Below are 11,911 nucleotides of genomic sequence, written 5' to 3'. Positions count from 1 at the left end.
CGTGCCGGATGGAGGGGCGCTTCGAAGCGAGTCGCGCTCGCCTGCAACAACATGGCTGTGGGGCAGAGCCGTCCCGCCCCGGGATCGTCACGGCGTCGGCTGGACGGCTGCCACCCCCTCCGCCGCCAGCTCGGCCCAGAAGGCGTCCGGAATCTCCCGCCGCAGCAGGGCCATGTTGCGGTCGACCTCCTCCGCCGACTGGTGGCCGACGACGACGCTGGCCACGGCCGGGTGGCGCAGCGGGAACTGCAGCGCCGCCGCCGGCAGCGGCACGTCGTGGCGGCGGCACACCGCCTCGATCCGCCGCGTGCGCTCCAGGATCTCGGGCGGGGCCGGCCTGTACTGGTAGCGGGCGCCCTCGACCGCGCCGGTCGCCAGGATGCCGGTGTTGAACGGCGCCGCCAGCAGCACCGAGATGCCGCGCGCCAAGCATTGATCGAGGAACGGCACCGAATCCTGCTTCAGCAGGGTGTAGCCGCCGGCCAGCATCATGCAGTCGAAATCGCCGGCCTCGGCGAAGCGCCGGCAGACCTGCCAGCTGCCGACCCCGACGCCGACGGCGCCGACCACGCCCTGGCTCCGCAGCTCCGCCAGCGCCGGGTAGGCGCCGTCCATCGCCTCGGCGAAGCGGGCGTCGTAGGCGTCGCCGAGCAGGTCGGGGGTGACGTCGTGGATGAAGACGATGTCCAGCCGGTCACGCTTCAGCCGGGTCAGGCTGCGGTCGATCGAGCGCAGGAAGCCGTCCCGCGTGTAGTCGAAGCGGTTCTCGCCGTCCTCGGTGGTGCGGCCGGCCTTGGTCGACAGGACGTGCTCGTCGCGCGGCCGGTCCGCCAGCGCCGTGCCGAACCGCTCCTCGCTGACCCCGCCGGCATAGAGGGCGGCGGTGTCGAAATGGCGCAGGCCGCGCTCCCAGCAGTGGTCGACCAGGGCCGCCACCGCGGCGTCGCCGATCGAGCTGAACAGGCTGCCGCCGCCGATGCCGAGGCGGGACACGCGCAGCGAGGTACGGCCGATCGGGCGGCGCTCAACGGGATCGAACATGGCACTCCTCGGGCTGGGCTGGCAGGGCGATCGGGTGGAGGCTGAACAACGCTGGGCTCTTTGCTTTTTGTCATTGCCGGGCGGTCCTCGGGTCAAGCCCGAGGACGGCAATCCAGAGGATGTCGAGACCTTCTGGATGCCCGGGTCAAGCCCACGGGTGTCCGGTTGAGGGTTTTCAGGGTGCGAAAGAGGAGTAGGGCTCAATTTCTATTGTCATCGCCGGGCTTGACCCGGCAACCCAGGGCCACCCAGAGCGGCATCGACATTCCTGGATGCTCGGGTCAAGCCCGAGCATGACAGTTATAAATTGAGGCTTGAGCTCTGAAATTCTTCCGCCGGTTGTTGTCCATCCTTAACCGGACACCCGTGGGTCAAGCCCGGGCGTGACAGTGGTAGGTGAATATTCCTTGACCCGATTGTCTGGCCGGCTGGGCTGACTCCCGATCCCGGCACCATTTCTCGTCCCAGGGTCCAATAGAGATTCCGCCGCACATGTCGGACACTTCCGTCGGAACGACCATCCGGGTCAACGAACCTCAAGGGGAGAAACGCGATGAACGGCCAAGTGTCGATACACCCGGTCGTCGACGGCGGCGTGCGCCGCGGGTCCGGCAGCTTCCAGGGCGGCACGCTGACCTGCCTGTGCACCGACCGTCCCGTCAAGGTGCGCATCGAAGGCGACGTCGCCCACAACCACGCCTGCGGCTGCACCAAATGCTGGAAGCCGCAGGGCGCCGCCTTCTCCGTCGTCGCGGTGGTGCCGAGCGACAAGGTGACGGTGCTGGAGAACGGCGACAAGCTCGCGGTGGTCGATCCGAGCGCCCTGATCCAGCGGCACGCCTGCAAGCAGTGCGGCGTCCATCTGTACGGACCGGTGGAGCGCGACCACCCATTCAAGGGCCTGTCCTTCATCCATCCCGAACGGTTCGACCACGACGGTTATGCCGAGCCGACCTTCGCCGCCTTTGTCTCCTCGATCATCGAATCGGGCGTCGATCCCAGCCGGATGGAGGGCATCCGGGCCCGGCTCAAGGAGCTCGGGCTGCCGCCCTATGACTGCCTGTCGCCGGCGCTGATGGACTACGTCGCGACCTGGACCGCCAAGCGCTCGGGGGCCTTGCCGGCGTAGAGTCGGGCAAGATCACGCAAGAGCGATCGCAGCAGGCGCCGAGTTGTCGCCTCTCCCGCTTGCGGGAGAGGTCGGAGACGCGAAGCGGCTCCGGGTGAGGGGCTTTTTGTCGAAGCCTGTGCCAGCCCTCACCCGGTCTCGCTACGCGAGCCCGACCTCTCCCGCCCCGGGAGAGGTCATGTGAAAGCGACCGGCGCCTGTCTCAGCCTTCCCGCTTCATCCGCTCGCGTCGGGCGAGCTCGGCCTCGCTCGGCTCGGCCTGGGCGAAGGATCCGGCCGCCACCTCGCCGGCGCGGACATAGGTGCTCATCACCACCCCGGTGGTCGAGGCCTTGCTGCCGACCAGCTTCAGCCCGATCGGGATGGCGCCCGGGCCGAACAGGCGCTTGCCCTTGCCCAGCACGATCGGGAAGGTCATCAGGCGGAACTCGTCGATCAGGTCGCGCGCCAGCAGCGACTGGATCAGGCCGCTGCTGCCCTGCAGCAGCAGGGTCGGCCCGTCCTGCCGCTTCAGCTCGGCCACCGCATCCGCCGCATCGCCGTGCAGGGCCACGGAGTTCCGCCAGGTCAGCGGCGTGGCCGATCTCGTGGCGACGTATTTGGTGACCCGGTTGAACACCTTGCCGATCGAATCGTCCTCGCCGACATACGGCCAGTAGGCGGCGAAGATCTCGTAGGTCTTGCGGCCGAGCAGCAGGTCGAAGGGCGCGCCGAAGGTCTCGTCGATCGCCTGGCCCGTGGCCTCGTCCCAGTGCGGGAACACCCAGCCGCCGAACGCGAAGCCGCCGGTCGGGTCCTCCTCCGGCCCGCCCGGGGCCTGCATCACGCCGTCCAGGCTCAGGAACGTGGCGGCGACGACTTTTCTCATCTCGTCCTCCTGTCGATTTCGGCGCCTCGCACGCCGGATTCGACCAGAGGACGGATGAGGGCGCGGCGATCCGACAGCCTCAGTCGATCGGCTTGCCGGTGCGGTCGCGCATGGTGGCGAGGGTGAGGGCGCTGACCAGGGCGGCCGCGATCACGTAGAAGCTCGGCGCCAGCTTGCTGCCGGTCTCCTCGATCAGCAGGGTGACGATCAGCGCCGCGAAGCCGCCGAAGATGGTGACCGCGAAGTTGTAGGCCAGCGACAGCCCGGTCGAGCGCAGCCCGGCCGGGAACTGCTCGGCCAGGAGGGCGGGGGCCGGCCCGGTGAAGGCCGCCAGCAGCAGGCCGAGGACGGCCTGGACCGTCGCCAGCACGGCGAGGGTCGGGGAGGCGTTGACCCAGGCGAAGAGCGGCCAGACCAGCACGCCGATGGCGACCGCGGCGGTGAGCAGGAGCCGCTTGCGGCCGATCCGGTCGGAGAACGCGCCGGCGAAGGGGCAGCCCGCCATCAGCACCACGCCGCCGATCGTGGTGGCGATGAAGGCGTCGGCCAGCGGAATGCCGAGCTGCTTCACGGCATAGGTCGGCATGTAGAACAGCAGCACATAGGTGCAGACCGTCCACAGGATGGTGACGCCGAAGCCGGAGGCGATGCCGCGCGGATGCTCGGCCAGGGCGTCGCGCAGCGGCGACTCGCTCTTGCGGGTGTGGCTGTCGGTGAAGACCGGAGTCTCGTCGATCCGGGCGCGGATGTAGAAGCCGACCGGCCCGATCAGGAGGCCGAACAGGAACGGCACGCGCCAGCCCCAGCTGTCGATCGCGGCCGGGTCCAGCGCCTGGGTGACGATGGTGCCGCAGACGCCGCCCAGCACCACGGCCAGGGCCTGGCTGGTCTGCTGCCAGCTGGCGTAGAAGCCGCGCTTCTGCGGCGGGGCGTATTCGATCAGGAAGGCGGTGGCGCCGCCGATCTCGCCGCCGGCGGAAAAGCCCTGGATCAGCCGCGCCAGCACGATCACCAGCGGCCCGACGATCCCGGCCTGGGCATAGGTCGGGGCGAAGCCCAGCAGGGCGGTGCCGATCGCCATCAGGAGGATGGTCAGGGTCAGCGCCGCCTTGCGCCCGACGCGGTCGGCATAGATGCCCAGCACCACGGCGCCGACCGGGCGCATGAAGAAGCCGACGCCGTAGGTGCCGACGGTCAGCAGGATCGAGGTCAGGTCGTCGCCGGCCGGGAAGAACAGCCGGGCGATGATCGGGGTGAAGAAGCCGTAGACCGTGAAGTCGAACCACTCGAGCCCGTTGCCGATCGTGGCCGCGGCGATGGCGTGCCGCCGCTCCGCCGCCTGAAGACCGATGGGGCCCGAAGCCTGTACCGCCATTCCCTGCGCCTCCCTTGGGACTGCCGTCCAAAGGGCGGGAGTTCACGCCGGCCTCGATCGCTGTCCACCCGGCAAATATGCAGCGCCGGGCTGCGGCAGGCTCAGGGCCAGGCCACCAGCGGCGGCAGCGACATCAGGATCGCCTCGGTGTTGCCGCCGGTCTTCAGACCGAAGGTGGTGCCGCGGTCGTACAGCAGGTTGAACTCGACGTAGCGGCCGCGGCGCCGCAGCTGGTGGGCCCGCTGCTCCTCGGTCCAGGGCCGGTCCATGTGGCGGCGGACGATGCGCGGATAGACGTCGAGGAAGGCCAGGCCGACGTCGCGGGTGAAGGCGAAGTCGGCGTCCCAGTCGCCGCTGTCGAGATTGTCGTAGAAGATGCCGCCGACGCCGCGCGGCTCGTCGCGGTGCGGCAGGAAGAAGTATCTGTCGCACCACTCCTTGAAGCGCGGGTAGTAGCCGGGATCGTGCCGGTCGCAGGCGGCCTGGAGCGCCGCGTGGAACTCGGCCGTGTCGGCTTCGTCCGGCACCATCGGGGTCAGGTCGGCGCCGCCGCCGAACCAGCCGACCGAGGTCTCGATCCGCCGCGTGTTCATGTGCACCGCCGGCACCAGCGGGCTCTGCAGATGCGCAACCAGGCTGATGCCCGAGGCCCAGAACCTTCCGTCGCCTTCGGCACCCTTGATCTGCGCTCGGAACGCCTCCGAGAACTCGCCGTGGACGGTCGAGATGTTGACGCCGACCTTCTCGAACACCCGGCCGCGCATGATCGACATCACCCCGCCGCCGCCGCCCGGCCGGTCCCAGGCGCGGCGCTCGAAGCGGCCCGGCGGCCGGTCGGCCCAGGGACTCGCGGGCGGGCCGGCATAGTCGTCCTCGATCGCCTCGAAGGCGGCGCAGATCCGGTCGCGCAGAGTCGCGAACCAGGCGGCGGCTTCGGCCTTGCGGGAGTCGGTCAGGTCGGGTGTCGGGCTCATGCGGCGGACCTTCGTTGCAGCGCCGGCACCATAGGACGGGCGGGAGGGGCCCGGGAATGTCCATCCGCGCCGCAGGGCGGGGTCAGGAACCGGCCCGGGTCTGGCGAATCGCCTCGCCCAGCGCCATCGCCGCCGCCGTCGCGACGTTGATCGAGCGCGCCTCCGGCCGCAGCGGGATGACGATGCGCGCATCTGCCGCGTCATGCACCTCGTCCGGCACGCCGGCGCTCTCGCGCCCGACCATGATCCGGTCGTCGGGGGCGAAGGCGAAGCCCGTATAGGGCAGGTCGGCCTTCGTGGTCAGCAGCACCAGCCGCCCGGAATGGGCCGTCCCGGCGTAGCGCCGCCAGCTGGTCCAGCGCGTGAGATCGAGGAAATCCGCGTAGTCCATGGCCGCGCGGCGCAGCCGCCGGTCGTCGACCAGGAAGCCGCAGGGCTCGATCAGGTCGACGGCGACGCCGAGCGCCGCGGCCAGCCGCATCATGGTGCCGGCGTTCTGGGGGATATCCGGTTCGTAGAGGACGAGGCGCATGGTGACTGAGGCCGGGCCGCGGTGCTGCGTCGCTGGTGGTTCTTAGCGAATTGCCAGGGTCGGGATGGCATTGTATAGACCCGAAGCCGCCTCCTGCCCGGATTGCGTGTCGCCGTCCGGGCCGAAGCCAGCCAGTTTCGGGGAGGCGCGGGGGAATAAGGTCGACCAAGAAGGACCGTTGAAACAATGTCGGATACCACCCTCCAGGGCACGCCTGGCCCGAGCCATACGCCGACCGGGGATCACGCATCCGGGGAGGGGGGCACCCGACGCGACTTCCTCTATCTCCTGACCGGCGCCGTGGGCGCGGTCGGCGTCGCCAGCGTCGCCTGGCCCCTGATCGACAGCATGAACCCGTCGAAGGACGTGCTGGCCCTGGCGACGATCGACGTCGACCTGGCGCCGGTGGCGGTCGGCCAGTCCCTGACGGTGAAGTGGCGCGGCAAGCCGGTGTTCATCCGCCACCGGCCGGAGGACCAGATCAAGGCCGCCGAGGACACGCCGCTCAACCAGCTGCCGGACCCACAGCCCGATTCGGCGCGCGTGCAGAAGCCGGAATGGCTGGTGGTCGTCGGCGTCTGCACCCATCTCGGCTGCATCCCGCTGGGCCAGAACCCGGGCGAGAACCGCGGCCCGTTCGGCGGCTGGTTCTGCCCCTGCCACGGGTCGATCTACGACACCTCCGGGCGCATCCGGCAGGGACCGGCGCCGACGAATCTGGAGGTGCCGACCTACGCCTTCACCGCCGACACCAAGATCAAGATCGGCTGAGCCGCTCGTTCCGGAGACTGCCCCATGGCCCACGACTCGGCCCAACCGTCGACCTTCCGGAGCCCGACGATCCGCTGGATCGACTCGCGGCTGCCGATCTTCTCCATGATGTACAAGGAGTACGGCGAGTACCCGGCTCCGCGGAACTTCAACTATCTTTGGAACTTCGGCGCCATCGCCGGGATGATGCTGGTCATCATGATCGCGACCGGCCTGTTCCTGTCGATGCAGTACACGCCGCATGTCGACTTCGCCTTCCAGTCGGTCGAGCGCATCATGCGCGACGTCAATTACGGCTGGCTGATGCGCTACATCCACGCCAACGGCGCGTCGATGTTCTTCATCGCGGTCTATATCCACATCTTCCGCGGGCTGTATTACGGCTCCTACAAGGCGCCGCGCGAGCTGGTGTGGATCTTCGGCGTGCTGATCTTCCTCCTGATGATGGCCACCGCCTTCATGGGCTACGTGCTGCCCTGGGGCCAGATGAGCTTCTGGGGCGCCACCGTCATCACCAACCTGTTCTCGGCCATCCCGCTGGTCGGCGAGAACATCGTCACCTGGCTGTGGGGCGGCTTCGCGGTCGACAACCCGACGCTGAACCGCTTCTACTCGCTGCACTTCCTGCTGCCCTTCGTGATCCTCGGCGTCGTCATCATCCATGTCGGCGCCTTCCACATCACCGGCTCGAACAACCCGTCGGGCATCGACCCGAAGGGTCCGCAGGACACGCTGCCCTTCCACCCGTACTACACGGCCAAGGACAGCTTCGGCATCGCCGTGTTCCTGATCTTCTACGCCTTCATCGTGTTCTTCGCGCCGAACCTGATGGGGCATGCGGACAACTACATCCAGGCCAACCCGCTGCAGACGCCGGCGCATATCGTGCCGGAATGGTACTTCCTGCCGTTCTACGCGATCCTGCGCTCGATCACCTTCAGCCTGTTCGGCATCCCGGCGAAGCTGCTGGGCGTGATCGCCATGTTCGGCGCCATCGCCATCCTGTTCGTGCTGCCCTGGCTCGACACCAGCCGGGTGCGCAGCGCCCGGTTCCGCCCGATCTACCGCTGGTGCTTCTGGCTGCTGGTCGCGTCGGTGATCGGCCTCGGCTACGCCGGGTCGCAGCCGCCGGAAGGCCTGCCGGTGGTGATCGGCCAGGTCGGCATGGCCTACTACTTCCTGCACTTCCTGGTGATCCTGCCGATCCTGGGCAAGATCGAACGGCCGCTGCCGCTGCCGCGCAGCATCAGCGAATCCGTCCTCGGGCCGTCGGCCGCTACGAACACGGTGAAGGCGTGACCATGCTCCTCGACAAGATCATGCGCAGATCCGCCGTCACCGCCGCGGCCCTGGTGCTGGCCCTCGGCGCCGGGCTTCCGGCCGCCCGCGCCGCGGAGGAGGGGGCCGCGCCGCCGGCCCAGAACTGGTCCTTCGGCGGCTTCTTCGGCACCTTCGACCGGGCGGCGGCCCAGCGCGGCTTCCAGGTCTACAAGGAGGTCTGCTCGACCTGCCACTCGATGCATCTGATGTCCTTCCGCGACCTCAGCGGCCTGGGCTTCAGCGAGGACGAGGTCAAGGCGATCGCCGCCGAATACAAGGTCGCCGACACCAACGACGCCGGCGAGCCGATCGAGCGCACGGCGCTGCCCTCGGACCGGTTCCACAACCCGTTCCCGAACGACAAGGCGGCGGCGGCGGCGAATGGCGGCAAGGTGCCGCCCGACCTGTCGCTGATGGCCAAGGCGCGCGGCTCGGGCGGCGAGACCGACGGCCCGAACTACGTCTTCGCCTTCCTCACCGGCTTCCACGACGCGCCGGAAGGCTTCCAGGTGCCGGAGGGACTGAACTACAACACCTATTTCCCCGGTCACGTGACGGCGATGCCGAACATCCTGACCGACGGCGCCGTCACCTACAGCGACGGCACCAACGCCACGCATGAGCAGATGGCCTGGGACGTCACCAACTTCCTGATGTGGACGGCCGAGCCGACGCTGGAGGAGCGCAAGCGCACCGGCGTCAAGGTGATCCTGTTCCTGATCATCTTCGCCGGGCTGCTCTATTCGGTGAAGCGGAAGGTCTGGGCCAACGCCCACTGAGTCCTTCTTGCCGGAATGTTCCCCGCGGGGCGGCGCTGGAGCGCGATCGTTTCAGGGGAAAGCGGTTTCGCTTTCCCCTGAAACGTGAATCGCGCTCTTTTCCATTGGGCTGGCCGGATGACATGTCATCCGGCCGGGGGCCGCCCCGTGCTATTTTGGGGCATCGCTGCTGGGAGGCCGCCTCCATGGACCGGACCCGACCGATCGAGCTTCCGCCCGCCATCCGCGGCCTGAACCTGTTCACCACCGACCGCGACCTGCAGCGCCGCCTGGCCCGGCGCAGCCCGGACCTGCTGCCGCGCTTCGGCGACCGGCTGGCGGAGTTCGGCGCCTGGGTCGGCGACGCGGTGGAGGCGCAGGCCGACTACACCAGCCGGCACGCGCCGCCGCGGCTCGAGACCCATGACGGGGCGGGCCACGCCACCGGCCGGGTGGTGCTGAACGCCGAGTACCGGGCCTGCCACGCCGACGCCTATCGCCGCGGCGTCATCGGTCTGGCCTTCGGACCCGATCGGGCGCCGCATCTGCTGTCCTTCGTCATGGGCGGCGTGCTGTCCCAGGCCGACGTCTCGCTGCACTGCCCGGTGACGCTGACCGGCGCCGTCGCCTGGGTGCTCGACCGGCTGGCGCCGGACCCGGTGCGCAGCCAATGGCTGCCGCTGCTGACCCGGATGGACGGTCAGGCGCTGAGCGGCGGCACCTGGGCCACCGAGCTGCACGGCGGCACCGACGTCGCCGCCACCACCACGGTGGCGGAGCCGGACGGCGCGGCCTGGCGCCTGACCGGACTGAAATGGTTCACCAGCAATGCCGGGGCGGGGGCGGCGCTGGCCACCGCCCGGCCGCGCGGCGCGCCGGACGGCGCGCGCGGCCTCGGCTGCTACCTGGTGCCCTCGGTCCTGCCGGACGGCACGCCGAACCGGCTGCATGTCCGCCGCCTCAAGGACAAGGTCGGCACCCGCGGCCTCGCCACCGGCGAGACCGTGCTGGACGGCGCCTGGGCGGCCGAGGTGGCGCCGCCGCCGCACGGCCTGAAGGCGATGCTGGAGGCGCTGGAATACAGCCGGGTGCACAACGCCTTCGGCGCCGCCGGGCTGCATCGCCGCGCCGTGCTCGAATCGCTGGCCTGGACCAGGCATCGCCGGGTCGGCGGCACGCTGCTGCGCACCACGCCGATGATGCGCGACGCGCTGCTCGACCTCGCCGCGACGCAGGAGGCCTCGGCGGCGCTGGCCTTCGAGGCGGCCGAGGCCTTCGAGGCGCCGGGCGAGGACCCGGCGGTCGAAGGCTGGCGCCGCGCTGCCGTGGCGCTGGCCAAGTACTGGACCGCGGCCGAGGCGACGGCGGCGGCCGCCCGGGCGGTCGAGATCGTCGGCGGCAACGGCTACACCGAGGAATGGCCGACGGCGCGGCTCTACCGCGACGCCCTGGTGACCGCGGTGTGGGAGGGGCCGGCCAACGTCCAGGCGCTGGAGTTCCTGCGCGCCACCATCGGCAAGCTGCCGGGCGACCAGGCCTTCCTGGACCGGGTGTCCGGCATCCTCGACGCCACGCCCGCGGCGCTGCAGGACGTCGCGGCCCGGCTGCGGCCGGTGCTCGATTCGTGCCGCGCCGGCTTCGCCCATCTGCGGGCGCGTCCGGAGGACGGACCTCGCCTCGCCCTCCGGCTGATGCATCCGGCGGCGGAGCTGCTGGCCGCTTCGCTGATGCTGGAGGAGGCGGCGGCCGATCTGGCCGGCGGCGACCGGCGCAAGGCGCTGATGGCCGGCCGATTCGCCGCCCGGCTCGACCCGCGGGGCGGGGTCGATCTGGCCGAGGACCCGCTGCACGCCCTGTTCGACGACATCATCGGTTATGGAGCCTGTCCGGCATGACCCCGCTTGCCGTCGCCGCGCACGACGTCCTGACCTTCTGGTTCGAGCAGTCCGGGAAGGACCGCTGGTTCTCCGGCGACGCCGGATTCGACGCCGAGATCCGTGCCCGCTTCCTGACCCTGCAGGAGGAGGCGGCGGCCGGGCGGCACGACGACTGGGCGGCGTCGCCGCTGGGCGCGGTGGCGCTGTGCATCGTGCTCGACCAGTTCCCGCGCAACCTGTTCCGCGGCACGCCGCGCGCCTTCGCCACCGATCCCCAGGCGCTGGCCACGGCGAAGGCGGCGGTCGAGCAGGGCTTCGACAAGGATCCGGCGCTGACCGACGACCACCGGCTGTTCCTCTATCTGCCCTTCGAGCACAGCGAGGACCTGGCCGACCAGCAGCGCAGCGTCGAGCTGCAGACGGCCGGCCTCAGCGACCCGGGATACATCGACTACGCCCGGCGGCACCTCGCGGTGATCGAGCGCTTCGGCCGATTCCCGCACCGCAACCTCATCCTCGGGCGGATCACCACGCCGGAGGAGGAGGCCTATCTGGCCGAGCACGGAGGCTTCTGATGCCGGCGATCACCGGGCTCGACCACGTCATCCTGGCGGTGGCGGCGCTGGACGACGCGCGCGACACCTGGCACCGGCTCGGCTTCACCCCGACGCCTCGCGGCCGGCACATCGGCTGGGGCACCGCCAATTACTGCGTCATGCTGGAGGCGGACTATATCGAGCTGCTCGGCGTGCTCGACCCGAGCCAGTTCGACAACGGCCTCGGCGAGCGCCTGGCGCGGGACGGGGAGGGGCTGCTCGGGATCGCGCTCGCCACCCGCTCGGCCGATTCGGCCGCGGCCGCCTTCGAGGCCGCGGGGGCAGGGGGAGAGCCGGCGCGCGACCTGGCCCGGCTGCTCGATCTGCCGGAGGGTCCGGTGCAACCCTCCTTCCGGCTGGCCTATCCGGCCCGGCGCGACGCCTTCGGCCTGTCGCTCTTCGCCACCGAGCATCGGACGCCGGAGCTGCTGCGCCGGCCGGGATGGGAACGCCACGCCAACGGCGCCGTTGGCGTCCTCCGTCTCGACCTGCCGGCGCCGCTCGCCGAGCCGGCCCTGGCCGCCTGGTCGGCGCTGGACGGGGCGCGGCGGCAGGGCGATGAGGTCGCGATCGGCGGCTTCACCCTCGGCGTCGGCGCCGAGCCGATGCTGCATATCGCCACGCGCGACCTCGACGCCTGCGAATCGGCGCTGCGGGCCGGCCGTGTCGC

The 11,911-nt window shown here is 70.3% G+C and carries 12 protein-coding genes (1 of these 12 cut by a window edge); 7 read left to right on the top strand and 5 right to left on the bottom strand.

What is annotated here, in order from left to right; translation table 11 throughout:
• Positions 1 to 87 precede the first annotated feature (87 nt).
• A complete protein-coding gene (locus G537_RS0135130) occupies positions 88 to 1,041 on the bottom strand; it encodes an aldo/keto reductase (RefSeq protein WP_026874011.1) in 954 nt (317 codons plus the stop codon).
• Positions 1,042 to 1,594: 553 nt separating this feature from the next.
• On the opposite strand from G537_RS0135130, the gene gfa reads away from it, so the two are divergent.
• Positions 1,595 to 2,170: an S-(hydroxymethyl)glutathione synthase gene (gene gfa, locus G537_RS0135125; RefSeq protein ID WP_026874010.1), complete on the top strand. Its 576-nt coding sequence runs from the start codon at positions 1,595 to 1,597 to the stop codon at positions 2,168 to 2,170.
• 202 nt (positions 2,171 to 2,372) lie between these two features.
• On the opposite strand, the gene G537_RS0135120 is transcribed toward gfa, so the two are convergent.
• From G537_RS0135120 to G537_RS0135105, 4 genes are all read right to left on the bottom strand, one after another.
• Positions 2,373 to 3,038, bottom strand: a complete 666-nt coding sequence (locus G537_RS0135120) for a dihydrofolate reductase family protein (RefSeq protein ID WP_026874009.1) — start codon at positions 3,036 to 3,038, stop codon at positions 2,373 to 2,375.
• Between the two features lie 79 nt (positions 3,039 to 3,117).
• Positions 3,118 to 4,413, bottom strand: a complete 1,296-nt coding sequence (locus G537_RS0135115) for an MFS transporter (RefSeq protein ID WP_026874008.1) — start codon at positions 4,411 to 4,413, stop codon at positions 3,118 to 3,120.
• Between the two features lie 101 nt (positions 4,414 to 4,514).
• Positions 4,515 to 5,387, bottom strand: coding sequence for an oxygen-dependent coproporphyrinogen oxidase (hemF, locus tag G537_RS0135110; protein WP_026874007.1), 873 nt, complete (start codon positions 5,385 to 5,387; stop codon positions 4,515 to 4,517).
• 82 nt (positions 5,388 to 5,469) lie between these two features.
• Positions 5,470 to 5,919, bottom strand: a complete 450-nt coding sequence (locus G537_RS0135105) for a tRNA (cytidine(34)-2'-O)-methyltransferase (RefSeq protein WP_026874006.1) — start codon at positions 5,917 to 5,919, stop codon at positions 5,470 to 5,472.
• A gap of 186 nt (positions 5,920 to 6,105) precedes the next feature.
• Here G537_RS0135105 and petA point away from each other — a divergent pair, with 186 nt between their 5' ends.
• From petA to G537_RS42645, 6 genes are all read left to right on the top strand, one after another.
• Entirely contained in the window at positions 6,106 to 6,690 is a 585-nt protein-coding gene (petA, locus tag G537_RS0135100) for a ubiquinol-cytochrome c reductase iron-sulfur subunit (protein ID WP_026874005.1), read from the top strand.
• Positions 6,691 to 6,714: 24 nt separating this feature from the next.
• On the top strand, positions 6,715 to 7,989 hold the full coding sequence (locus G537_RS0135095; protein WP_026874004.1) for a cytochrome b: 1,275 nt from the start codon (positions 6,715 to 6,717) through the stop codon (positions 7,987 to 7,989).
• Positions 7,990 to 7,991: 2 nt separating this feature from the next.
• Positions 7,992 to 8,789, top strand: coding sequence for a cytochrome c1 (locus G537_RS0135090; RefSeq protein WP_425402325.1), 798 nt, complete (start codon positions 7,992 to 7,994; stop codon positions 8,787 to 8,789).
• Positions 8,790 to 8,974: 185 nt separating this feature from the next.
• Entirely contained in the window at positions 8,975 to 10,663 is a 1,689-nt protein-coding gene (locus G537_RS41660) for an acyl-CoA dehydrogenase family protein (protein WP_051249515.1), read from the top strand.
• A complete protein-coding gene (locus G537_RS0135080) occupies positions 10,660 to 11,220 on the top strand; it encodes a DUF924 family protein (RefSeq protein ID WP_026874002.1) in 561 nt (186 codons plus the stop codon). The genes G537_RS41660 and G537_RS0135080 overlap by 4 nt, the downstream gene beginning before the upstream one ends.
• Positions 11,220 to 11,911: the 5' portion of a VOC family protein gene (locus tag G537_RS42645; RefSeq protein WP_051249514.1), read on the top strand. It continues 76 nt past the right edge of the window; the window shows 692 of its 768 coding nt (coding positions 1–692); its start codon is at positions 11,220 to 11,222; its stop codon lies beyond the right edge, outside the window. The genes G537_RS0135080 and G537_RS42645 overlap by 1 nt, the downstream gene beginning before the upstream one ends.

Source organism: Inquilinus limosus DSM 16000, assembly GCF_000423185.1.
Lineage (GTDB): Bacteria > Pseudomonadota > Alphaproteobacteria > DSM-16000 > Inquilinaceae > Inquilinus > Inquilinus limosus.
Note: the sequence above shows the minus strand (reverse complement) of the source record. Positions and strands in the feature narration are given on the sequence as shown.

Coding starts and splice junctions, on each gene's coding strand:
- G537_RS41660 (WP_051249515.1), top strand. CDS start 8,975: ATGGACCGGACCCGACCGATCGAGCTTCCGCCCGCCATCCGCGGCCTG.
- gfa (WP_026874010.1), top strand. CDS start 1,595: ATGAACGGCCAAGTGTCGATACACCCGGTCGTCGACGGCGGCGTGCGC.
- hemF (WP_026874007.1), bottom strand. CDS start 5,387: ATGAGCCCGACACCCGACCTGACCGACTCCCGCAAGGCCGAAGCCGCC.
- G537_RS0135130 (WP_026874011.1), bottom strand. CDS start 1,041: ATGTTCGATCCCGTTGAGCGCCGCCCGATCGGCCGTACCTCGCTGCGC.
- G537_RS0135115 (WP_026874008.1), bottom strand. CDS start 4,413: ATGGCGGTACAGGCTTCGGGCCCCATCGGTCTTCAGGCGGCGGAGCGG.
- G537_RS0135095 (WP_026874004.1), top strand. CDS start 6,715: ATGGCCCACGACTCGGCCCAACCGTCGACCTTCCGGAGCCCGACGATC.
- G537_RS0135080 (WP_026874002.1), top strand. CDS start 10,660: ATGACCCCGCTTGCCGTCGCCGCGCACGACGTCCTGACCTTCTGGTTC.
- G537_RS0135090 (WP_425402325.1), top strand. CDS start 7,992: ATGCTCCTCGACAAGATCATGCGCAGATCCGCCGTCACCGCCGCGGCC.
- G537_RS0135105 (WP_026874006.1), bottom strand. CDS start 5,919: ATGCGCCTCGTCCTCTACGAACCGGATATCCCCCAGAACGCCGGCACC.
- petA (WP_026874005.1), top strand. CDS start 6,106: ATGTCGGATACCACCCTCCAGGGCACGCCTGGCCCGAGCCATACGCCG.
- G537_RS0135120 (WP_026874009.1), bottom strand. CDS start 3,038: ATGAGAAAAGTCGTCGCCGCCACGTTCCTGAGCCTGGACGGCGTGATG.